The sequence below is a fragment of the Flavobacterium arsenatis genome, assembly GCF_031456785.1.
Taxonomy (GTDB): Bacteria; Bacteroidota; Bacteroidia; order Flavobacteriales; family Flavobacteriaceae; genus Flavobacterium; species Flavobacterium arsenatis.
Genome location: NZ_JAVDVI010000001.1, coordinates 161,324 through 184,250 on the forward strand (window position 1 = coordinate 161,324; position 22,927 = coordinate 184,250).

General features: G+C 37.5%; 18 protein-coding genes. 9 read left to right on the plus strand and 9 right to left on the minus strand.

Annotated features, from left to right (window positions below; all coding sequences use genetic code 11):
- Positions 1 to 111: 111 nt before the first annotated feature.
- The 4 genes from J2X31_RS00675 to J2X31_RS00690 form a co-directional block, all read right to left on the minus strand.
- On the minus strand, positions 112 to 567 hold the full coding sequence (locus J2X31_RS00675; RefSeq protein WP_310023599.1) for a GNAT family N-acetyltransferase: 456 nt from the start codon (positions 565 to 567) through the stop codon (positions 112 to 114).
- Positions 564 to 1,079, minus strand: coding sequence for a GNAT family N-acetyltransferase (locus J2X31_RS00680; RefSeq protein WP_310023600.1), 516 nt, complete (start codon positions 1,077 to 1,079; stop codon positions 564 to 566). Before J2X31_RS00680 ends, J2X31_RS00675 begins: the two co-directional genes overlap by 4 nt.
- Positions 1,080 to 1,353: 274 nt before the next feature.
- Positions 1,354 to 2,295, minus strand: coding sequence for a hypothetical protein (locus J2X31_RS00685; protein ID WP_310023601.1), 942 nt, complete (start codon positions 2,293 to 2,295; stop codon positions 1,354 to 1,356).
- A gap of 183 nt (positions 2,296 to 2,478) precedes the next feature.
- Positions 2,479 to 2,640, minus strand: a complete 162-nt coding sequence (locus tag J2X31_RS00690; protein WP_310023602.1) for a hypothetical protein — start codon at positions 2,638 to 2,640, stop codon at positions 2,479 to 2,481.
- Between the two features lie 169 nt (positions 2,641 to 2,809).
- On the opposite strand from J2X31_RS00690, the gene J2X31_RS00695 reads away from it, so the two are divergent.
- The 3 genes from J2X31_RS00695 (at position 2,810) to J2X31_RS00705 (ending at position 5,294) form a co-directional block, all read left to right on the plus strand.
- On the plus strand, positions 2,810 to 4,069 hold the full coding sequence (locus tag J2X31_RS00695; RefSeq protein ID WP_310023603.1) for a sensor histidine kinase: 1,260 nt from the start codon (positions 2,810 to 2,812) through the stop codon (positions 4,067 to 4,069).
- A complete protein-coding gene (locus tag J2X31_RS00700; RefSeq protein WP_310023604.1) occupies positions 4,066 to 4,755 on the plus strand; it encodes a response regulator transcription factor in 690 nt (229 codons plus the stop codon). The genes J2X31_RS00695 and J2X31_RS00700 overlap by 4 nt, the downstream gene beginning before the upstream one ends.
- Positions 4,756 to 4,817: 62 nt before the next feature.
- Complete coding sequence (locus J2X31_RS00705; protein WP_310023605.1) at positions 4,818 to 5,294, plus strand: hypothetical protein; 477 nt, start codon at positions 4,818 to 4,820, stop codon at positions 5,292 to 5,294.
- A 1-nt stretch (position 5,295) separates the two neighbouring features.
- On the opposite strand, the gene J2X31_RS00710 is transcribed toward J2X31_RS00705, so the two are convergent.
- Positions 5,296 to 7,488, minus strand: coding sequence for a B12-binding domain-containing radical SAM protein (locus tag J2X31_RS00710; RefSeq protein ID WP_310023606.1), 2,193 nt, complete (start codon positions 7,486 to 7,488; stop codon positions 5,296 to 5,298).
- A 140-nt stretch (positions 7,489 to 7,628) separates the two neighbouring features.
- On the opposite strand from J2X31_RS00710, the gene J2X31_RS00715 reads away from it, so the two are divergent.
- The 5 genes from J2X31_RS00715 to J2X31_RS00735 all read left to right on the plus strand — a co-directional run bounded on the left by J2X31_RS00715 (position 7,629) and on the right by J2X31_RS00735 (position 19,452).
- A complete protein-coding gene (locus J2X31_RS00715) occupies positions 7,629 to 11,663 on the plus strand; it encodes a DUF7948 domain-containing protein (protein ID WP_310023607.1) in 4,035 nt (1,344 codons plus the stop codon).
- A 121-nt stretch (positions 11,664 to 11,784) separates the two neighbouring features.
- Positions 11,785 to 15,864 (plus strand): T9SS type B sorting domain-containing protein, encoded by a 4,080-nt coding sequence (locus J2X31_RS00720; RefSeq protein WP_310023608.1) that lies wholly within the window; start codon positions 11,785 to 11,787, stop codon positions 15,862 to 15,864.
- A gap of 77 nt (positions 15,865 to 15,941) precedes the next feature.
- On the plus strand, positions 15,942 to 17,531 hold the full coding sequence (gene bshC, locus J2X31_RS00725; protein ID WP_310023609.1) for a bacillithiol biosynthesis cysteine-adding enzyme BshC: 1,590 nt from the start codon (positions 15,942 to 15,944) through the stop codon (positions 17,529 to 17,531).
- Between the two features lie 149 nt (positions 17,532 to 17,680).
- The gene (locus J2X31_RS00730) at positions 17,681 to 18,883 is read left to right on the plus strand and encodes a T9SS type A sorting domain-containing protein (RefSeq protein ID WP_310023611.1); all 1,203 of its coding nucleotides are present in this window, start codon (positions 17,681 to 17,683) and stop codon (positions 18,881 to 18,883) included.
- 149 nt (positions 18,884 to 19,032) lie between these two features.
- On the plus strand, positions 19,033 to 19,452 hold the full coding sequence (locus tag J2X31_RS00735) for a nucleoside-diphosphate kinase (RefSeq protein WP_026704340.1): 420 nt from the start codon (positions 19,033 to 19,035) through the stop codon (positions 19,450 to 19,452).
- Positions 19,453 to 19,566: 114 nt separating this feature from the next.
- On the opposite strand, the gene J2X31_RS00740 is transcribed toward J2X31_RS00735, so the two are convergent.
- From J2X31_RS00740 to J2X31_RS00750, 3 genes are all read right to left on the minus strand, one after another.
- On the minus strand, positions 19,567 to 19,863 hold the full coding sequence (locus tag J2X31_RS00740) for a DciA family protein (protein WP_310023613.1): 297 nt from the start codon (positions 19,861 to 19,863) through the stop codon (positions 19,567 to 19,569).
- Positions 19,863 to 20,285, minus strand: coding sequence for a lipocalin-like domain-containing protein (locus tag J2X31_RS00745; protein ID WP_310023615.1), 423 nt, complete (start codon positions 20,283 to 20,285; stop codon positions 19,863 to 19,865). The genes J2X31_RS00740 and J2X31_RS00745 overlap by 1 nt, the downstream gene beginning before the upstream one ends.
- Positions 20,286 to 20,379: 94 nt before the next feature.
- Positions 20,380 to 20,520 (minus strand): hypothetical protein, encoded by a 141-nt coding sequence (locus tag J2X31_RS00750; RefSeq protein ID WP_310023618.1) that lies wholly within the window; start codon positions 20,518 to 20,520, stop codon positions 20,380 to 20,382.
- A gap of 70 nt (positions 20,521 to 20,590) precedes the next feature.
- Between J2X31_RS00750 and J2X31_RS00755 the strand changes: the two genes are divergently transcribed.
- Entirely contained in the window at positions 20,591 to 21,673 is a 1,083-nt protein-coding gene (locus J2X31_RS00755; RefSeq protein WP_310023619.1) for a serine hydrolase domain-containing protein, read from the plus strand.
- A gap of 181 nt (positions 21,674 to 21,854) precedes the next feature.
- Here the strand turns inward: J2X31_RS00755 and ftsY are convergent, their stop codons facing one another.
- Positions 21,855 to 22,808, minus strand: coding sequence for a signal recognition particle-docking protein FtsY (ftsY, locus tag J2X31_RS00760; RefSeq protein WP_310023620.1), 954 nt, complete (start codon positions 22,806 to 22,808; stop codon positions 21,855 to 21,857).
- Positions 22,809 to 22,927 lie beyond the last annotated feature (119 nt).

Here is a 22,927-nt window from a genome sequence, read left to right on the forward strand (position 1 = left end):
TGATTGTTTCTCGGTAGTTGCTACTCCTTTATCGGTAATTGAATTTCCATAAAAACCAAGTCCGAACGAGGTTAGAAATCCTGCCAATACTACGATGTTCTTTTTCATGTTTTAAGGTTTTAAAATTAATTCCATTATGGGTAAAAATCTATTTTTTATTGAAGTTTCGATGGCTCCAACTTTTACAAAACCAAATCTAGCATAAAAGCTTTCAGCGTTTGGTTCAGATTCGAGAATTATTTTATTAATTCCCATAGATTGCGTCCGATTCAAAAAATCGTTCATTAAAATTTGTCCGAATCCTTTTCCGATATAGTCAGGCAAAACAAATAAATTATCCAATCTTATGGTTTTTTCATTTTCATGGAAATAGGAATAATATCCCATTGTTGCAGTATCCGAAACAAGCTTGTAAACTGCATTTTTCTCGATATAGCTTTCGGAAATCGTGAGTTGGTCCGACCAAATCTCAATCTGCTCCTCCGAATAGCCCCAGTAGGCTTTTGACTTCTTTGTTATTGATGTCAATATTTCGTGGTCGTTTTTAGCCGCTAATTCAATAATCATTTTCTTAAGCCTTTCTCAATTTTATAAATCACTCCTTTGTTTTGCTCATCAAAATCAAAAGCCTTGTCGAAGGTTAGCCCTATTTTTTCGAGTACCTTAATCGAAGTCACATTTTCCAGCATTGCCCTTCCAATTATGGTTTCCAGTTGCAGTTTTTCAAACCCATAGCTTATACACGCCTTGGCACTTTCTGTAGCATAGCCCTTGTTCCAATAGTGCTCGAAAAAGCGAAACCCAATGTCGGTTTCATCAAGGTTCTTGTCGTATTTGAGTCCACACCAGCCTAGAAATGCACCATTTGATTTGTCTATTACAGCCCATCTGCCATAACCGTTTAGTTTATAATCCTGATAATTTTCCAGAAAATGGCGGGCTTCTTCCCTATTTTTAAAAGCTGTATTTCCGGTATATCTTATGACGTTTGGATTTAGGTTCAATTGATAGAACTGTTCCGCATCATTGGGGTGGAGTTCTCTCAAGACAAGCCGATTTGTTTCAAGTACAGGTTGCATTATGATTGTTTTGTGTAGCTAATATAAACAAAAAACCGCAAGGTGGGTTGCGGTTTTTGTTTGTGGTCATAAAATGCAATTCTGCCTAACTGTTGTGGATATCCGAGCGATCGAGGTGCAATTCTGTGCGAACTGTTGTGGATATCCGAGAGTTCGGGGTTTGGGTCTAATTAAAACTCTATTCTTGAATTTGCCAAATAATCCCAAATACAAAACCAACTTTCCATTAAGCCAATTGCCAAATCTGTTGTAGTGGCTGTTTGGCGTTGGCTTATTAATTTTTATTTTCATTCAAATCATATTTTTTTGACAATTTCTTCTTTTGCCCTTTTCTATGAAATTTAATTATTTGTTCTTTCAGTCCATTAAAATCATAATTTCTGCCAAATATGGATTCATCTTTCCCTGCTTTCTCAATGTGTCTGTCTTCGAGTAGAAATGTCCATATTTGGTCTATTCTATTGTGAACTAAATATTTTTTTTGAAAAAACTCAAACAAAATTAGATGATTTTTAAATCTTTCGGGGATATTTTTACCTTCGCAATCTTGAACAGCCATACATAGAACTGTGAAATAAATTGTTGCAATAATAAATTTAGCTGTAACCCAAATTTGATTTTCGGCTGGTTTTACGTCTGCAAACAAACCTTGTTCAAAGTATCCAATTTCTCCTAATCCTTGAACTTGCCCATGTGTTATTTCACTATAAAATTCATATAGATGAGTAGGTAAGGATATATTATTATTTTTTAGTTCGTTACGGATTTGACCGTCTAAAAATATTTTTTCTTTTGGATTCTTTAACCAAATATTAAATAGATCAGGATTTAAAGCACAAAGAATTAATAAATTCAATCTTGATATTAACGTTCTACAAATTACTAATGCATCTGCATAACACTTATTATTGGTTAGTAATTCGATTGATTTTGCAGATTGAGCATTTGATTTTAGCTGAAATAAAAATGCAACATCAAACTTCAAACGCCATTCATTATTTTCTGGATTTTCATTTATAGCTCCAATTAATCCAAAGTATGAATTTAACACGATGTAAAATTCATCTCTATTTGTGAGTTCTTTTGATTTCCAATATTCAGATGTTGATACACCATTTGTTTTCTCAAAAAATAAAGCACCTTTCAATATTTCATTGATACCTTCTTTTGGAATTTCGTTTTCTATTAGTATTTTAATTTTTTCTTCAATAGTCATTTTTTTTTTTGCTTGCACCTAACTCATTTATACCCGCTACAAAGTACCAACAATCCACCCAAAACAAGGTAGTTTGTCGCTACTCCCTAGCGTATTATTTTTTAAAAGTACTAAAACTTTTATCATCGCCAAAACTACTCCCAAAAAACAACCAACATTACGGTTTTCCGTAAATCTGAAAAATCAATCTTCATCATTAAATTCAGATTCGTCTTTCTTCTTGAAATCATTGTTCAAAAAGTCTGTGAGGCTCTTTTTATCCTTTCGGTTTTCCTTCACTACATAAACCACCAAGAGTACTATCAGAATACCCAAAATCCCTAAAACTATCCAATTTACTTCCATGTTTTTTATTTAAAATTACAAAAAAGGATCTGATTAAAATATCTATTAAAGTTATTAAACAAATAATTCGGCAACAATGAGCCTACCTGAATGTTGTTAACTACTTGTTAATGCAAAAATCATAGCTTATTTTTGAGTAATATTACACTTTGATTCTAAATTTATCTTTTTGAAATTCAACAAACTCAATACCATCATCCTCCTAGGACTCTTTGCCATCATTGGCATCCTGATTGCCCAATTGCTTTGGACCAAGAAGGCGTTTACACTTGAGGAAAAGAAATTCAGCCAAACGGCACACATTGCCTTGCTGGAAGTGGTGAAGAATCTCTATCAGGGAACCAGCCACGAGTTGCCCTCGAAAAACCCGATTGAGAAAATCTCGAACGACTATTATATCGTGAATGTAGAGAACGATTTTGAACCGGAGATTCTGGAGTTCTACCTCAAATCTGAGTTTGAAAAAATGGGCATCACGACCGATTTTGAATATGCGATGTACAATTGCCAGAGCGATGAAATGGTGTACGGTAATTTTGTTTCACTTTCAGACAAAGCAAAAGCAAAAGCAAAGGTTTATTTCCCAAAACACAAGAATCTGGTCTATTATTTCGCCGTTCGCTTCCCAAAGGAAAGCAGTTATATTTTGAGTTCATTGCAGTTTTGGTTTGTGCTTTCGTTTGCATTGATTGTGATTTTGGTGATTTATGTGTATTCGATTTTTACGATCTTACAACAAAAGAAATATTCGGAATTGCAACGGGATTTCATCAATAATATGACGCATGAGTTCAAGACACCGCTGTCGTCGATCTTGATTGCATCGAACTACCTCAACCGTCAGGATACCATAAAATCAGACGAAAAACTCGAAAAATACACAGAAATCATCATCAACCAAAGCAATAAACTTAACCACCATATCGAGAAGATCTTAAATATTGCCAAATCCGATAATTCGCCTTTGGATTTAGATTTAAAAGAGCTTTCGGTTGTTTCGATCATTGAAAACGTGGTAGAGAACATCCGTTTGAAATATGAAAATGCCACGGTTCACATCCATACTGAAAAGGATTATGGCATCAAGGCCGATGAATTTCATTTTACCAATATCGTCTATAATTTGATTGACAATTCTATAAAATACTGCGAGAACAAACCTGAAATACACATCACGATTTCGGAAGAAAACAGAAATTTGAAATTGGAATTTAGCGATAACGGAATTGGAATTTCGAAAAAGAATCTTTCGTTTATCTTTGATAAGTTTTACAGAATTCCGAGCAAAAAGAGTAATGAAGTGAACGGTTTTGGACTCGGATTGTATTATGTAAAGAAAATTTGCACCTTGCACCATTGGAAGATAAATGCAAAAAACAACCTTGAAAACGGAATCACCATAACCCTTTTAATACCCTTAAAATCATGAGTTCGTATAAGATCCTATATGCCGAAGACGATGAGACACTGGCCTTTTTGACTAAAGACAATTTGGAACAAAACGGCTATGAAGTGGTGCATTGCATGAATGGGGATTTGTGTATGGAGGCGTTCCGAAAAGAAAATTTCGACATTTGTATTTTGGACATCATGCTTCCCAAAAAAGATGGTTTTGAGATTGCTTCGGACATTAGAAAAATCAATAACGATGTGCCTATTATTTTCCTTTCGGCAAAAACCTTGAAGGAAGATAGGATTAAAGGATTGAAGCTTGGTGCCGATGATTATCTGGTGAAGCCTTTCAGCATTGAAGAATTGACCTTGAAGATTGAGATTTTCCTGAAACGATCGCAAAAGAATGAAATTACTGAAAAGGTTTCGTATAGTGTCGGGCGGTATAAATTTGACACGAACAATTATGTCCTGACCTTTGAGGAACAGAAAATCAACCTGACCCAGAGAGAATCGGAACTGTTGAAATTGTTTTTGGACAACAAGAACAAAGTCTTGAAAAGGGAACAAATCCTGACCTCACTTTGGGGCGACGACGATTACTTTATGGGACGAAGCCTTGATGTTTTTATTTCGAGATTACGCAAGATATTGTCAACGGAAAGCCATATCTCAATAGAAAACTTACACGGAATTGGATTTAAATTTAATATTCAAGAGTAAGGCATCGTTTTTGTTTTAGGATTATAAACCTTAAATTTGACAACCTTTTAAAAATTAATCAGATGAAAATCAAAATAGTATCCTTTATCATCCTTTTTACTTTATTTATTTCTAATGCTGCAAATGCACAATATAGAAATAATAGAAATGGATTGGATCGCTCGATGATGTCAGGACAAGGAAATCCAACTCCTAAGAAACAAAAACCAATTGATCAGGTTCAAGCAACAACCGACAAGTTGACGAGCGAGCTTGGTTTGGACGGATTTCAATCGGCGATTGTGAAAACAATTGTTGATGATTATAAGAATGCCTCAACGTCTATTATGGAAGAGCAGGTTCCCAATGAATTGAAATATGAGAAACTGACAGTTGCCAATAACAATATGGAAGCTAAGATTTTAGAAATCCTGAACGATAAGCAAAAAGTGAAATTTGCGGCGTTGAAGGACAAAGCTCAAAACAAGGACAAGAAAGACAAAAAGAAGAAAAAAGGAAAGAAAGACAAAGAGGAAGCAGCCGAACCGGTTGAAGAATAAACTACAAGACCAATAATCCGAAATCCCTTAAAATATGGATGGGTTTTGAATACCAAAACAATTCAAAATCTTCCAAACTGGTTTCAAAATCGGTTTTCAGCTCATTAAAACTATAGGTTTTTGAGTTGGAAACCGATATTTTTTTGAGCATTTCCACCAGCCATTCGCCTTCGTTTTTATTTACTTGAATCGTGAAGCTTTCCTTTTTATCGTGGAAGGTCAAACCCATCATTTGCCAAGAACTTCCTTTTTTTGATTTGATAAAGTCTTCTACAGAAGGCTTCCCTCCTAGCCAAACGATTTTGGCAGTAGGTTTTATCTTGAAATCTTCTTCGGCATTTAAGGCTTCAAAAATAAAATCTTCGGGAATCTTGGTCTTTGGAATTTTAAATTCAAACCAATCCTGCAATGGATAATCAAAACAAATTCCGTGCATGAAATTGAAGAGCGATTTCTTGAGTCCGAAACTGAATTTATCGTGGTTGATTCCTGTTGAATCAGTATAATTGATGTCGTTGTTGGCAAAAGTGCCTATGTTTTCGGTTTCTTTTAGAACGCCGAACTTCTCGGGATACATTCCTACAGGACTGTGGGCCGTCATGGCAAACTGGTGCCAGAAACCTGATTGCAACACACCTGCCTCAAACAATTGACGCACCATTTCCAGACTGTCAATAGTTTCCTGGATGGTTTGTGTCGGGTAACCATACATCAAATAGGCATGCACCATAATGCCCGATTCGGTGAAGTTACGGGTTACTTTTGCCACTTGTTCAACCGTTACTCCTTTGTCAATTAACTTTAACAATCGGTCGGAGGCTACTTCTAGTCCGCCAGAAACGGCGATGCAACCGGAAGCCTTCAAGAGAATGCATAAATCTTTAGAAAAGCTTTTCTCGAAGCGGATGTTGGTCCACCAGGTTACAGTTAGCTTTCGTCTTAAAATTTCTAAAGCCAAAGCTCTCATTAATGCTGGAGGTGCGGCTTCATCGACAAAATGAAAACCGTTCTGACCTGTTTGCAAGATGAGTTCCTCCATCCTATCGCAAAGAAGATTGGCGGCGACAGGTTCGTAGATTTTTATATAATCTAGGGAGATGTCGCAGAAGGTGCATTTTCCCCAATAGCATCCGTGGGCCATGGTGAGCTTGTTCCAACGACCGTCGCTCCACATTCGGTGCATTGGATTGACGATTTCTATTACGGAAATGTATTTGTCCAAAGGTAAATCGGAATAATCGGGGGTTCCTACTTCTGATTGCTTGTAATCACGGCAGGTGGAATTATTGATGTACTTTACCTCATCGTTTATCAAGGTAAAAGTTCGTTTCAAATCTTGAATTTCCCTTTTTCCTTCTATGTGTTCGATGAGATTTTCGATGGGCATCTCGCCATCATCCAACGTTATGAAATCGAAGAATTCGAAAACTCTTTTATCGGATAACGATCGTAATTCGGTATTCGGAAAACCGCCACCCATGGATATTTTTATATGTGGGAAATGTTTCTTTACAAATTGAGCCGACCGGAACGCGGCGTATAAATTCCCGGGAAAGGGAACTGAAATGAGGAACAATGTTGGGTTGGCCTCCTTAATTCTTTCTTCTAGTAATTGGATTAGAATCTTATCGATATAAGTGTGTTCTTGCTGAAGACTTTGGTATAATTCGTCAAATGAATTAGCCGATCTTCCGAGGCGTTCGGCATATCTGCTAAAGCCGAAGTTTTCATCGACACATTCTACGATTAAATCGGAAATATCTTCTAGGTATAAAGTAGCCAAATGCTTTGCCTTGTCTTGAGTTCCCATTGTACCGAAGGCCCAATCGAGTTCTTCGAGTTGTGCGAAACGCGAGGCTTCGGGCAGAAAATCTTCCTGACAAATTGGTAAAGCTAGAGTTGGATTTTTTCCTTGAAGGAAGAGAATCACAGCATCGATGGTATTGATGTAATAGTCCTGAAGGGCTATTATTCGTTGGATATTTGGATTATCGGATGCTGGTTGTTGGTTGACAGTTGCAAACAAATCCGTTAATCCCTGCTTTGAAAATATCTTGAGGATGACTTCAATTCCTAGATCGGCTTGTGTGGCGGAGATGTTTTTGGTGTTGAGAAAACCTTTGATGTAGGCCGTTGCCGGATAGGGCGTGTTCAGCTGGGTGAAGGGTGGCGTTATGAGGAAGAGTTTTGTCATAGAGATTTGCAACAGCAGGCAAAATTAGTTGATATTTTTGAGGATAGAGGAATTTGATTGATTTTTTGTGTTTCATAAAAAATTATATTTTATTTAACAAGAGAGGATTTATTTATATTTGTGAAACCAAAAATATTTTTATGCTTCGGAAATTACTCTTTCTGTTTACTATTTTATCTTTTAGCTTATCGGCTCAAAACAAGAGTCAATCTGTTGGCTTTAAAGAAAACAAGGGCCAAATTATTGACCAGAAGGGGAAGCCAAATACAGCAGTGAACTACTTATTGAATACGGGTGGGCTGAATGTTCAGTTGAAGAAGGATGGCTTTTCGTATGATGTTTATGAAACGGAGAAAATTCCGCTGACGGAAAAGGACAGGCAAAAAAAAGAGAACTTAGAAGGTCGGGATGGGGAGAAAAATTCGTTGCCTGATTATTCTTTAAAATACATCTTTCATCGTGTAGATGTTGTTTTTGAGGGTTCGAATCCGAATGTAGAACTTTTGGCAGAAGGAAAATCAAAGGATTATGACAATTATTATACGTTGCAACATGCTCCTGAAGGAATTTTGATGGTGCATCAGTATCAAAAAATAACCTACAAGAACCTTTATCCGAATATTGACGTGGTATTTTTTGTTCCTGAGGATGAGGCTAAAGCTGTTGAGTACAATTTTATCATCCGTCCTGAAGGAAAGGCTTCGGACATCAGGATGAAATTTGACGGTTTGAAAACGGATTTGGCGGATGGTAAAATCAGGATGGAAACGCGTTTTGGAACTATGGAAGAAACCTTGCCTTTGAGTTGGGCAGAAGACGGGAATGGGCGACAGGAGATTGCGGTTGGGTATAAGAAATTGAAGAAAAATGTTTATGGTTTTGGGGTTTCAGAAAAGATTGCATCTGACAAGGTCATTGTGATTGATCCTGTTCCTGTAAGGTTGTGGGGGACTTATTATGGGAATGAGAATCCCTCAAGTTCTGGCGCTATGAGGACAGACGCTTTGAATAATGTTTATATCTGCGGTTCGACTCAAAGTCTAAACAATGTGGCTACAGCGGGTACTCATTTATCAACATTTGATGCTGATCACACTTCCTACTATGCCAAGATTGATCAAAATGGAGTTCGTATTTGGGGAACCTATTATGCAACTTACAGCATGAGCGTAATGGCTATTGGTCCTGACTTTAGTGTTGTTTTTGGAGGTAGTGTTTTACATGCAGATTTTAATATAGTAACACCCGACTCTTACCAACCAGTGAAAAGTGTTTATAATGATATGTATATAGTGAAGTTAAATTCATTAGGAATACGTGAATGGGGAACTTATTATGGTGATGTTGAGAATGACTATTTAAGGTCTGTAGCGATAGATAGCTTTAACAATATATATATTGGAGGGTGGACTGCAAGTACGGAGAACCTAACTACAGCAGGTAGTTTTCAGCCGACGAGCAATGATTGGGCTGGACTTCTTGTAAAATTTTCACCTACAGGTCAACGTATTTGGGGTACGTATTACAACGGAAGTGTTCAGTCTGTTAATGTTTCTGCAGATAATTTTGTTTATATTAGTGGTACAGCAGGAGACGTTCCGAATATTAGTACTCCAGGTTCTTATCAGGAAAACAATGCCGGTCAAGGTGATTTGCATATCGCTAAATTCACTACTGGAGGAGAAAAAATATGGGGAACTTTTGTTGGAGGACCTGGGGGTGATGGTATGTGGCATGGACGATTAGTAGGCAATTATTTATACATGTATGGACAGGCTGGTAGTCATAGTGATTTTGCTACTGCAGGTACTTTTATAGACAACTACACGGATTTGATAACCAACTATCCCGATCCTACAGGACCATACCGCTATTACATTTTGAAATTTGATGTAGTAAATCAGGAAAAAGTATGGTGTACTTATTTTTTTGAACCCTTCACCTCAATAGATGCAAATGAAAATGGAGAAGTTTTTATTGCTGGTCAAACCACCATTGATGAACATATAGCCACTCCAGGAGCCTATATGACTGAGCGAGGGTTTTATTTGAAAGGTTATTTTCAGAAGTTTAATTCGTCTGGTCAACGAGAATGGGGATCTTATTTTGGAGGAGATAAGGCAGAGCAATTTCTTCAAGTTAGAGTAGATAATTCTAATAACATCTATTTGAATGGAACCACTTTTGGAAGTTCTACCGGTATAGCCACAACACCGGGAATGATTTCTTCTACCAATGATACTGTGAGTGCTTTTTTAGTGAAGTTTGCAGATTGTACTTCGTCTGTAACCGTGTCAAGCAACTCTCCTGTTTGTGTTAATGCTACTATATCGCTTACTGCTAATGGGGGAACTTCCTATTCTTGGACAGGTCCGAATGGCTTTACCTCTAATTTGCCAAACCCGAACATTCCGAGTGCTACAACAGCCAATGAGGGGGAATACTTTTGTGCGATTACGGGAACAGCAGGCGGCTGTGATGATACGAAATCGGTGGTTGTAACTGTTGGGAATACCCTTGCTCCTGTTCCTGATATTACAAACCTGCCTACTATTACAGGAACCTGTAATAGTTTGACAATTCCTACTCCTACTGCTACGGATACTTGCCTATTGACAATTGCCGCTACAACCACTAGCCCATTAGTTTATACTTTGGAGGGAACTTACACTATTGTTTGGAACTATACTGACGGGAATGGCAATACTGCAACTCAAAACCAAACTATTACGATTATACCACAACCTCTTCCGATAGCAAATGCAACCGTTACCCATTGCATCCAAGAAAATAAAACCCTAACCGATATCGCCATTACAGGGCAAAACATAAAATGGTATGATGAAGCAACTGGTGGAAATTTATTGCCGGATACAACCTTGCTTGAAAATGGAACTACTTATTATGCCTCACAAACCATCGGTGGATGCGAAAGTGCGAGAATTCCGGTAACGGCAACCATTCAAAATACTTTTGGGCCTACTGGTTTTGCGGTTCAATACTTTTGTGACACGCAAGCCTTGACCCTTGCTGATTTTGTGCTCACGGGAACTGATGTTGTGTTTTATGACAGCCAGTTTGGGGGTTCTATCTTGCCTATGAATACTCCGCTGGAGGATGATATGGCATATTGGGCTTCGCAAACAGTAAATGGTTGTGAGAGTAGCTTGAGGACTCCTTTTATATCCGACATCATCAGTGATTTGCCGGCGAATGATTTTACCAAGAGCGTTTGTGATGATTTGAATGATGGTAGGGAAAAGGTAGATCTTTCGGATTATAACGAAGATATCATTCCTGCTTCTAGCGGTTATTCGTTTAGCTATTATACGGATTTTGCTTCGGCTGATACTGAAATTTCTGTCAATGAGATTACGGATTTTGGGGATTATGAACTGCAATTAGGTGGGAATACAATTTATGTTAGGGTTGAAAATTCTACGCTTTGCTACAAGGTTGTAATGCTTCAATTGAACGTGATTGCTTCGCCAATTCTCAACATGCTGGACACTTATGGTATTTGTGAAGGCGGGTCGAAAACCATTTCGGCAGATGCTGGTTTTTATACCTACACCTGGTCGACCGGAGAATGGAGTCAGGCTATTACGGTTACAGAAGCAGGAACTTATAGTGTTACCGTTACAGAATATCATGGCGACGTGATTTGTGGGACAACGAAGACTATTACAGTCGTACCTTCGAACAAGGCAACGATTACTTCTATTGAAACTTCCGACTGGAATTCGAATGAAAACATGCTGACGGTTTATGTGGATGGTTTTGGGAATTATGAATATTCTTTAGACGATGTTCATTATCAATCGAGCAAACAATTTACTGGTTTGGCCAATGGAGAATATACGGTTTATGTTAGGGACATCAATGGTTGTGGAGTTGCCTTTGATGATGTTTATTTGCTGATGTATCCGAAGTTTTTTAGTCCGAATGCTGATGGATATAATGATTCATGGGGAATTAAATTCTACCAAAATGAACCGAATATGGTTGTCAAGATTTTTGACCGCTATGGCAAATTCATCAAGCAACTGACCGATACAGATCCTACTTGGGATGGTACTTTTAAGGGACAACCGCAATTGGCTACTGATTATTGGTTTACGGTTACAAGGCAAAACGGAAAAGAACACAAAGGACATTTTAGTTTAAAAAGATAAGAACGAAGAGTAATTTCAAATATTAACACCATCGTTATCAGTATTTAATTAAATTTACGCTGCTTTTGATATCATCAAAAAATTATCCCTTTGATGAAAACCGTTTGTTAATTATGAAAAGATGACCAACAATTTACGCAATTGTCTCGTGTTTTTTATACTGCTTTTTTCTGTAGCTCTCAATGCCCAAGAAAATTGCAACAACGGTATTGATGATGATGGCGATGGGTTGATTGACTTGAATGATCCGGAGTGTGTTTGTGGTGGCAACACTATAATTCCTTCGATAATCCCGAATCCTTCGTTTGAGTTTTATACCACCTGCCCTACTATGGAATCTGAAGCTGAACTTTCGCAATTGGATTATGCCATTCCTTGGATTCAGTCTACTAATGCTACATCTGATTATTTTAATAATTGTGGATGGGTAGCAGGAGCCTTGATTGACGCTGGGCTAAATGATTTTCCTGATGGTGAGGCAGCGGTTGGCGGTATTTATATGAGTGGATGGAGAGAATATATTGGTACTACGCTGTTGTCAACGATGACTGCTGGAACTAACTATCAGTTGACCTTTAATGTTACTGCGGTTTGCATGGACGATATAGGCAACTCTACTGGATATAATATCAATATCATGCAACCCGTAAACATTACTTTATATGGTTGCACCAATGGAAACAATCTTCCTCTCCCAACTTATGCTGCTCCATCGGTATTTGATCCTACTTGGATAGAAATTGGATATGTGACTTTTACCCCTGAACAATCCTGGCATCAGCTGACCATTAACTTTACTCCTACGGTAAACATCAATGCAATAATGCTAGGAGCACCTGCGGTTTTGCCTACTTCTTATCCTGTCTGGCGTAGTCCTGAACAGAATTTATGCATTCCTTACTTTGCTTATGACAATTTGCTTTTAAATGACGCTTCAATGTTTAATGTCAATATTAGCCAAACCGGAAGCTATTGTGGTAATGACCTGGTATTGCTTTCGCATATTGAGAATAATTCGATAACAGACCCCACTTATCAATGGTATAAGGATGGTGTTGCTATAGTGGGTGCTACTGATGCGAGCTATAATGTTCCGACTGAATTAGAAAATATTGGACGGTATAATGTTAAGGTCAGCACTTTAAGCAGTTGTTTTATCAGCACCGATGAGTATATAGATCTTACAGTCCTAAATACTGATATTGATGCTATCGCGACACCCACTTGCGTGAACACAGGAACGATAACCATTCAAACACCTGGAGATGCTTACAGTTTTGACAGTGGACTTACCTGGACAACAAACCCTGTGCTGGAAAACCTAACTCCAGGGAATTATTATATTAGAATAAAAAATGACAATGGATGTATGATGTATAAACGGGTTACTGTACCAGAGATTTTATCACCAGCTCCAACTTTTACAATGGTTCAACCGGATTGTGGTCCAAATGGGAGTATCACGATTACCAGTGTTGCTTATGAATATAGCTTTGATAATGGCGTGACTTGGACCACTGACCCTACCGCTACAGGGTTACTTCCTGGAAATTATCGAGTACGTACAAGGGATATCAACGGATGCCGTTCACATTTTGCAATAGCTGTTCTAAATACAAACACTTTTTATCTTCCTCCTCCAGAACGCATTGTTACACATCCTTCTTGTGGTGTTGGAGGTACAATAACCTTTACAACTCCTGCAATGGAATACAGCATAGATAATGGTCTAACATGGTCTAGTTATCCTCTATTCGAAAATCTTTCTGCGGGAATCTATTATCTAAAAATTAAAAATGAGGCGGGTTGTGTTTCAGGACTATTGGCTGTTGGATTGTACCATGTTTACCTATCAGCACCTCTTTACAGTATAGTCAAGCCAAATTGCCCTACCGAAAATGGCACTGGAATAACGATAACAATTAATACACCTGCGGCCGAATATAGCTTTGATAATGGGGTGACTTGGACCACTAATCCCGTTGCTACAAATTTGACAGCAAATACCACTTACTCTTTAAAAATTAAAAACAGTTTAGGGTGTATTTCCATTACAGCCTCGGTAAATACTGGAAATCAAAATATTCTACCAAGTGCTCCATTATATACTGCCATTCAACCCATAGATTGCACCACTCCTTTAGGAACTATAACCATATCCACCCCAGCTGTTCAATATAGTTTTGATAATGGAGTTAGCTGGGTCACTAACAACACACAAACAAATCTACCCTCTGGCATTTATAACTTAAAGATAAAGCTTTCGGCAAATGGATGCCCCTCCTATCCTGCAGTAGCGGTGATTCAATCCCCTCCAGATGCACCAAGTCCTCCTCCAATTGCAATTAGTCAGCCACCAAGTTGTACAAACCCGTTTGGTTTTATAACCGTTACAAACATAGCCGATCTATATAGCTTTGACAATGGATTGACGTATTCAACCAACCCTGTTTCGCCTCCATTATCTCCTGGCATCTATCAAGTTAGGATAAAAATCGGTCTTTGTGAATCCAGCCCTACAATTGCAGTAGTAGATTCTCTGATCAATCCAAATCCTCCGACTTTAACGCTTACCCAACCCAACTGCAACAATCCGAATGGAACAATAACCGTTGACACCCCTGCCTCAGAATACAGCTTTGATAACGGAACAACATGGACCACCGATGCTACTTTGAATAATGTTGTTCCGACAACCTATTTCATTAAGATTAAAGATGTTATTGGATGTGTTTCCGAAGCAACAATGGCAACTTTGATTCCTTTTACAACTATTATTCCTTCTCCAAATGCCACACCTCAAGCCTTCTGCATCCAACAAAATGCAACCTTGGCCGATGTAGTTGTGAATGGAATCGATTTAAAATGGTATGATGCCCAAATTGACGGAACGCTTTTACCCTCGACAACATTGCTAGGGAATTCCGTTTATTATGTTTCTCAAACCGTTGATGGTTGCGAAAGCGACAGGATTTCAGTTGCCATTTCTCTTCAAAACACTCCTGCTCCAACAGGTTTGTCGCCACAAACATTTTGTGCGAATCAGAATGCAACTTTAAACGAGCTTATTGTTAACGGAAGTTCGATTCAAATTTATGACAGTCCTATTAATGGAAACCTTCTTCCAACCACTACCCTGCTCCAAGATGGTTTTACCTATTATCTTTCGCAAACGCTAAATGGTTGCGAAAGCGTTCAACGATTGGCAATCAATGTTGTTTTGATTGATGAATTGCCTGCAAATGATTATTCGGATTTAGTGTGTGATGATTTGAATGACGGAGATGAAACTATCGATTTGAGGGTTTATGAAGAAGATATCATTGCAAATTCAACAGCTTATACTTTTAGTTATTATGATAGTTTTTCAGGTGCCGAAAATGAACTGGCATCAGCCTTGGTTGATGAACAAGATTATCTTTTGAATTTAGGTCAAAATACGGTTTATGTTCGGGTTGTCTTCAACAATCTGTGTCATACGGTTGTGGAGTTGAACCTGAACCTCATTTCTTCTCCATTCATTGACATGAAAGACACATATTATATTTGCGAAAATGGCTTTACAACCCTAACAGCCAATGCAGGTTTTGATAGTTATACTTGGTCCACTGGTGAAACAACGAGAGCCATCACAGTTACTCAAGCCAGAACTTATTCGGTTACGGTAACAAAAAACCACGGCACCGTCATTTGTTCTTCAACAAAAACAACAACAGTCGAGTTGTCCAACAAAGCTACAATTGTGGAAATTGAAACGCTCGATTGGACTTCCTATGATAATGCGATTACGGTTATTGTAGATGGTTTGGGCGATTATGAATATTCGCTTGACGGGATTCATTTTCAAAGTAGCAACCAGTTTTTTGGCTTGCCGAATGGAGAATATACCGTTTATGTGAACGACATCAAAGGTTGTGGCGTTGCCGAAGAAGACGTTTATTTGCTGATGTATCCGAAATTTTTCACTCCAAATGGCGACAGCTACAATGATGTTTGGGGAATCAAATTCCACGAAAACGAACCTAATTTGAAAGTTCATATTTTTGACCGCTACGGAAAATTCATCAAGCAACTGACCAACCGTGAAGCCTACTGGGATGGTACTTACAACGGCGAAATGCTTCCTTCAACTGATTATTGGTTTGTTGTAATCCGTGAAAACGGAAAAGAACACAGAGGCCATTTTTCCTTAAAAAGATAAAAAGCCAACCATTTGTTAAACCAAAAATTACCACCTTTTTTTTAGTTAATTTTACAAAAATTTTAGAACACTTCATTATGCCAACCGACTGTATCAGCTATCAAGATTCCGGATATTTCACTCCATTGATGAATGATTATTTAGACCAAAAAGAAAACTTACAGTCGCTTTACAATCGGTTTCCAATCTTGGAAAACTTCAAGGAACAACTTCTTGAAAAACAAGAAAATTTTGACATTGAAAACCGTAAGGTTTTGGTTTCGGTTTTAAAAGAACAGTATCAAAGCCTCACAGTTTCTAAACTTACAAATCAAAATATTGAAGCTTTAAAAGAGCAAAACACCTTTACCATCACAACCGGACATCAGCTGAATTTGTTTACTGGACCTTTGTATTTTTTGTATAAGATAATTTCAGCCATCAATCTTTCAAAGGAATTAAAAACCAAATATCCGGATTATAATTTTGTTCCCGTTTATTGGATGGCGACCGAAGACCACGATTTTGATGAAATCAATTATTTTAATTTTAAGGGTAAGAAATTTAGATGGAATAAGGAAAGTGCCGGACCAGTCGGCCGTTTGTCAACCGAAGGTCTTGCCGAAGTTCTACACGTTTTCAGCAAAGAATTAGGACAAGGTTCCAATGCGGAAACCATCAAGAAATTGTTCGAAGAAGCTTATTTGAAGCATGATAATCTTACAGATGCTACCCGATTTTTAGCCAATTCTTTATTTGGAGAATATGGTTTGGTGATTTTGGATGCTGATAACAAGGAGTTGAAGAAACTTTTCATCCCTTTTGTAAAAGAGGAATTACTGCATCAAACTTCGAGCAAGAAAGTGCTTGAAACTACTGAAAAACTAAAGAAATACAATGTTCAGGTAAATCCGAGGGACATCAATTTGTTTTATATAGAAGATCATTTGAGGGAACGGATCATCTTTCAAAATGAAACCTATTATGTAAACAAAACCGACATCAGGTTTTCTGAAAAGGAAATGCTTTCAGAACTTGAAAATCATCCTGAAAAATTCAGTCCGAATGTGATAATGAGACCATTGTATCAGGAAGTAATTTTGCCTAACCTTTGCTACATTGGTGGTGGAGGCGAATTGGCCTATTGGTTGGAATTGAAGTCATTTTTTGATGCCGTGAACATAACTTTTCCGATAATATTATTGAGAAATTCTGTTCTTTTGGCAACCGAAAAGCAAGCAAAGAAAGCCGACAAGCTCAATTTGAATTGGAACGATTTGTTTAGCAAGCAAACCGATTTGGTGAATGAAAAAATAAAAAGCTTTTCGGAATTTGCCATTGATTTTTCAGAGCAAAAAGCATTTCTAAAACAACAATTCGAAAACCTGAACGCCATAGCTTCCAAAACTGACAAATCGTTTTCGGGAGCTGTAAAAGCACAAGAAGCTAAACAGATAAAAGGGCTGGAAAATCTTGAAAAACGATTGCTGAAAGCCGAAAAAAGAAAACATTCAGAAGAGTTGGAACGGATCACCGATTTGCAAAATGAATTGTTTCCCATAAAAAGCCTTCAGGAAAGGCAAACCAATTTTTCTGAATTTTATGTCACCAATGGCGAAGCATTGATTCCGAAATTAATGACCGAGCTCCAACCGCTTGAAAACAAGTTCAACGTCATCGTTTTCTAAAATTATTCCGTATATCCTATTTTTATAACTCCCAAAAGAAAAAGTTATCAATACGAAAACGTTTTCGCTTATGGTATTTTTGGTGGTGTATTTATTTGTAAAGAATTTTGAACTAGTTTTATGCTAAACAAAATTTTAAATACACCATTATGAAAAAAACATTACTCTTATTTATTGCATTGATTGGATTGCTTTCAACTACAACTCATGCACAAACCATTTCTATTGTAGGTCAAGCCGTTGGAGGTTGGCCCGATAATGACCCGTTGACTCCTGATACCCACATCATGAGTACAACTGACAACGTAAATTATACCATTACGGGTTTAGTAGTTCTTGACGCCGCACAAAATGCTGATGGTGGTGCAAAATTCAGACAAGATGGAGCTTGGACCAACAACTGGGGTAATGCAAACTTTCCAAGTGGAGTTGCAACTCAAAACGGAAGCAACATCCTTACTGTTGCCGGAACCTATGACGTCACCTTCAACCGAACCACAGGTGCTTACAGTTTTACAAATGTTTTAAGTTTCCCTTTAATTGGTATTCTTGGAGATGCTGTTTCAGCAAATGGTTTTGACGGACCGGATGTTGACATGTTTACAAGCGACGGAATCAACTATACTCTAAACAACTACACCTTCACTACTGGAGATGCAAAATTCAGAGAAAATGACCAATGGACAAACAGCTGGGGAAGTTCGGCTTTTCCAAGCGGAACAGCACTTTTGAACGATCCAAACAGCAATATTCCAGTTGTTGCAGGCACTTATAATGTTACATTCAACAAAACAACACTTGCCTATAATTTCGGATTTCAAAGCGTAGGATTTCTAGGTTCTGTCTTGGGTGAAGGCGGTTTCGAAGGAGCTGACGTAGATTTAATGACCACCGACGGAGTAAATTATTCAATTACAAATTATGCACTTTTAGCGGGAGAAATAAAATTCAGACTTGAAAATTCTTGGGATACCAATTGGGGATCAAGCGATACTCCTGGTTTTTTAGCGGTTAATGGTCCGAATATCGTTATCGCTGCAGCCGGAAACTATGACATCAGTTTCAATAAAAACACTTTGGCATACAGCATTACTCCAAATCTAAGTACAAAAGATTTTAATTTAAAGAACGTAAAGGTATATCCAAATCCATCAAAAAATAGTTGGATTTTTTCATCTGAATCCGCAATTACATCTGTTCAAATTATTGACGTGGTAGGAAAAGTGGTTCTTACTAAAAATCTTACTGCAAATGAAATTGCAATTGATGCATCTGCTCTTCCTCAAGGAATGTATTTTGCCAGAATTGCAGCTGACAACATTAATCAGACAATAAAAGTCATCAAAAATTAATTTTTAGGCAGGTTTATTGACTTTATCCCTTGTTGTATTTTTATAGCAAGGGATTTTTATTTCCCTAAAAAATTAATAGTATCAATGCCAATTAGATTTTATTATATGGTTTTAAAAGGCTACTTTTGCCAAAAATTTAAAAAATTACAATGGCAACAAATAGAACATTTACAATGATTAAGCCAGATGCTGTCGCTAACGGACACATCGGAAACATTTTAGCAATGATTACAAACGGTGGTTTCAAAATCGTTTCTTTGAAATTAACACAATTGACTGTAGCTGATGCTCAAGCATTTTATGCAGTTCACAGTGCAAGACCTTTCTACGGAGAATTGGTAGAATTCATGTCAAGAGGACCAATCGTTGCAGCTATCTTGGAAAAAGAAAATGCAGTAGAAGATTTCAGAACTTTAATTGGAGCTACAAACCCAGCTGAAGCTGCTGAAGGAACAATCAGAAAAGCATATGCAACTTCAATCGGAGAAAATGCAGTTCACGGTTCTGATAGCGATGAAAATGCAGCTATCGAAAGTGCTTTCCACTTTGCTGGAAGAGAGCAGTTTTAGTTGACAGTCGCAGTTGACAGTAAACAAATCCAAATAAAAAAGTCCAATTTCAAAAATAGAAATTGGACTTTTTTATTTTATCTAATATTGTAAACTGAAAACTGCGACTGAAAACTATCTCAAAACAACCTCCTTCACAAGATCCCTCCTGAATTCCTCATTGATCATCTTGATAATTTTATCCTTGCCGTAGCTCAATTCCTCCCGCAAAACCGCCGAAGTCAGCTCCACATACAACGTATTGCCTTTCAACACCACATTTTTAGTATAACTGTTCACGCCATTTCCCATCAGCGAAACCCAAGCCTCCTTAACCGAAACCTGATCGATTCCGGCTTGTAGCTTGTTGTCCTGAATAATTACCTTCAACACATCGCCAATCGAGCTTTCATTATTGAGTCGTTTTGCCATTATTTTACACTAAAAGGAGTTGGCCGTTTGTATTCATATTCAATTTCTGCCTCGTTTTTCAATACCAGTTTCTCATCCGAAACTTCTAGAACTTCCTCTTTCCATTTCGAATATTCTGTAGCATATTCCAGGAAAATTTTCTCGTCTTCAATCACCACTTTCACCTTTTCATATTCGTCGTTCACCAAATATTTCCCATCAAATTGTGGCGTTACTTTTTTCCGAAAACCTGAATCATTCTTCACTTCAAAATAATCGACTGTCTCGTTAATCTTGTAGTTTTTTTCATTCCCGTCCGGCAAATTCACCTTTTCAATTTCCCAATATCCATTGATCTTCGAAATATTCTCTGGCTTCACTTTTTCCTTACAAGCCGTAAAAGAAATAAATGCGATAAATAATACAGCTGTTTTTTTCATCATAATTTTAAAACCGTAAAAATACAGCTAAAAATTGGCACCTAAAAACCAACGACGTTAATTGTTTGTAGCCAATCCAGCCATCCGTTGCAACTCCTCATTCAAAAAGCTTTTTTTGCAAGGACAAAAAAGGAGCTTCCAAGGTCGCTCTTTTTTGTCCAGCAAAAAATAGCTTTTCGAATTCCGGGGTTTCCACTTCTGTCTGGGCTAGCTCCGCCGTTGGAAACTTTAGTTTCAAAATAAAACTTTTAGACCAATCCATTAAACTATTCACTACTTTTAAAGTCTTATCCCGAAACTGAAATAGTATGAAAAGCAACTACATAATCCTCATCCTGTTCATTTCCTTTTTAGGATGCAGTTCATCCGACGAAAGTCCAAGCACCAACCCAAATCCAGAAGAAACCCTCTATTTTCCACCACTTCAAGGCTCAACTTGGGAAACCAAAACCGTTACTGATTTAGGTTGGAATGAAAATGCCGTTGCACCACTACTCAACTTTTTGGAAGAAAAACACACCAAAGGATTTATCATTTTAGTTGATGGGAAAATCGTTATTGAAAACTATTTCAACGGACATTCCGCCACCACAAATTGGTATTGGGCAAGTGCTGGAAAAACCTTAACAGCAACCATGACCGGAATTGCCGAACAGGAAAACCTACTAAACATCAACAACAAAGTTTCGGATTATTTGGGAATGGGATGGACAAGCCTAACTCCAGAAAAAGAAAACCTCATAACCAACAAACATCTTCTAACAATGACATCCGGAATTGAAGATATAGCTAACGAAGACTGCGCCACTCCAGAATGTTTGACTTATAAAGCTGATGCAGGAACCCGTTGGGCTTATCACAACGTTTATGTAAAACTTCAAGACGTAATTGCAGAAGCAAGCGGACAAACCTACAACAGCTATTTCAACTTAAAATTAAGAGACAAGATTGGAATGAATGGCAACTGGGTCAACCTAGGAAATAACAGAGTTTACACCAGTACAACAAGAAGTATGGCACGTTTTGGCTTGCTGATACTCAACAAAGGAAAATGGGAAAACGAAGTCATTTTGAATGAAAATTATTTTACGGCTTCCACCACAACTTCTCAAAACATCAATCAAGCTTATGGTTATCTCTGGTGGTTGAATGGAAAATCAAGTTATCATTTGCCACAAACACAGTTTGAATTCCAAGGAACTTTGATCCCTTCTGGACCAAACGATATGTTTATGGCATTGGGCAAAAACGACCAGAAAATTTATGTGATTCCAAGTAAAAAAATGGTCGTGATCCGAATGGGAGAAGTTGCCAATCCAGATAATCCTACCTTTGCACTTTCAGGTTTTGACGAAGAGTTATGGCAAAAAATAAATGCGTTATATCAATAACGCATTTATTTTTATTTCTTAAAGTATTTTTTTAAAGCTAAAAAGAAAAACACAAATCCTATAACTACTAAAATATAATAAAGTACAGGAAGCTTATTTTCAAAAAACCTTGCTACAATCATTACAATTATAAAAATCAAGTAAAGATGTAAAGGTTTCAATCGCTTCATTTTGGAAACTATTATTTGAAAAAAGAATCTACAAATTCATATTTATTGAAAACTTGCAAATCTTCTATTCCTTCACCTACTCCGATATATTTTACAGGAATTTTAAATTGATCTGAAATTCCGATAACAACACCACCTTTTGCGGTTCCGTCTAGTTTTGTAACCGCTAATGAAGTTACTTCGGTTGCAGCAGTAAATTGTTTCGCTTGTTCAAAAGCATTTTGACCGGTAGAACCATCCAAAACCAACATTACGTCGTGTGGAGCATCTTCTACTACTTTCTGCATCACACGCTTCACTTTCGTCAGCTCGTTCATCAAGTTTACTTTGTTGTGCAAACGTCCAGCAGTATCAATAATTACAACATCAGCATTTTGTGTAACAGCTGATTTTAGGGTATCAAAAGCCACAGAAGCCGGATCACTCCCCATTTGTTGTTTCACGATTGGAACTCCTACTCTATCCGCCCAAATCTGCAATTGGTCGATTGCAGCGGCACGGAAAGTATCGGCGGCACCAAGAACCACTTTGTATCCTGCTTTGTTGAATTGATAGGCAAGCTTACCGATAGTAGTGGTTTTTCCAACTCCGTTTACACCAACTACCATAATCACATAAGGCTTTTTATCTTTTGGAATTTCAAATTCTGAATCGTTTCCAGTGTTGGTTTCCGATAATAAAGCGGCTATTTCTTCACGAAGAATTTGGTTGAGTTCGTCGGTACCGAGGTATTTGTCTTCGGAAACGCGTTTCTCGATTCGCTTGATTATTTTTAAAGTTGTATCAACTCCAACATCTGAAGCAACGAGAATTTCCTCAAGATTATCGAGTACTTCGTCGTCTACCTTTGATTTTCCAGCTACTGCTTTGGTTAGCTTGGAAAAGAAAGTTGTTTTTGTTTTTTCAAGTCCTTTGTCGAGACTTTCCTTTTTTTCGGATGAAAATATTCTTTTAAAAAAACTCATTTTTTATTTAGGATTTAGGATTTTAAGGATTTAGGATTTTTTCTCCTAAAGTTAAAAAAATGCCTTTAGTTTTCATCTAGCCCCGATTGCAGTGGAAATCCTTTTTGTTCCGGTGTTCG

Bases quoted from the DNA above. Each gene is read 5' to 3' on its own strand.
- J2X31_RS00730 (WP_310023611.1), top strand. From the start codon at position 17,681: ATGAAAAAAACATTACTCTTATTTATTGCATTGATTGGATTGCTTTCA.
- J2X31_RS00680 (WP_310023600.1), bottom strand. From the start codon at position 1,079: ATGCAACCTGTACTTGAAACAAATCGGCTTGTCTTGAGAGAACTCCAC.
- J2X31_RS00675 (WP_310023599.1), bottom strand. From the start codon at position 567: ATGATTATTGAATTAGCGGCTAAAAACGACCACGAAATATTGACATCA.
- J2X31_RS00745 (WP_310023615.1), bottom strand. From the start codon at position 20,285: ATGATGAAAAAAACAGCTGTATTATTTATCGCATTTATTTCTTTTACG.
- J2X31_RS00705 (WP_310023605.1), top strand. From the start codon at position 4,818: ATGAAAATCAAAATAGTATCCTTTATCATCCTTTTTACTTTATTTATT.
- J2X31_RS00720 (WP_310023608.1), top strand. From the start codon at position 11,785: ATGACCAACAATTTACGCAATTGTCTCGTGTTTTTTATACTGCTTTTT.
- bshC (WP_310023609.1), top strand. From the start codon at position 15,942: ATGCCAACCGACTGTATCAGCTATCAAGATTCCGGATATTTCACTCCA.
- ftsY (WP_310023620.1), bottom strand. From the start codon at position 22,808: ATGAGTTTTTTTAAAAGAATATTTTCATCCGAAAAAAAGGAAAGTCTC.
- J2X31_RS00700 (WP_310023604.1), top strand. From the start codon at position 4,066: ATGAGTTCGTATAAGATCCTATATGCCGAAGACGATGAGACACTGGCC.
- J2X31_RS00710 (WP_310023606.1), bottom strand. From the start codon at position 7,488: ATGACAAAACTCTTCCTCATAACGCCACCCTTCACCCAGCTGAACACG.
- J2X31_RS00755 (WP_310023619.1), top strand. From the start codon at position 20,591: ATGAAAAGCAACTACATAATCCTCATCCTGTTCATTTCCTTTTTAGGA.
- J2X31_RS00685 (WP_310023601.1), bottom strand. From the start codon at position 2,295: ATGACTATTGAAGAAAAAATTAAAATACTAATAGAAAACGAAATTCCA.
- J2X31_RS00690 (WP_310023602.1), bottom strand. From the start codon at position 2,640: ATGGAAGTAAATTGGATAGTTTTAGGGATTTTGGGTATTCTGATAGTA.
- J2X31_RS00715 (WP_310023607.1), top strand. From the start codon at position 7,629: ATGCTTCGGAAATTACTCTTTCTGTTTACTATTTTATCTTTTAGCTTA.
- J2X31_RS00735 (WP_026704340.1), top strand. From the start codon at position 19,033: ATGGCAACAAATAGAACATTTACAATGATTAAGCCAGATGCTGTCGCT.
- J2X31_RS00740 (WP_310023613.1), bottom strand. From the start codon at position 19,863: ATGGCAAAACGACTCAATAATGAAAGCTCGATTGGCGATGTGTTGAAG.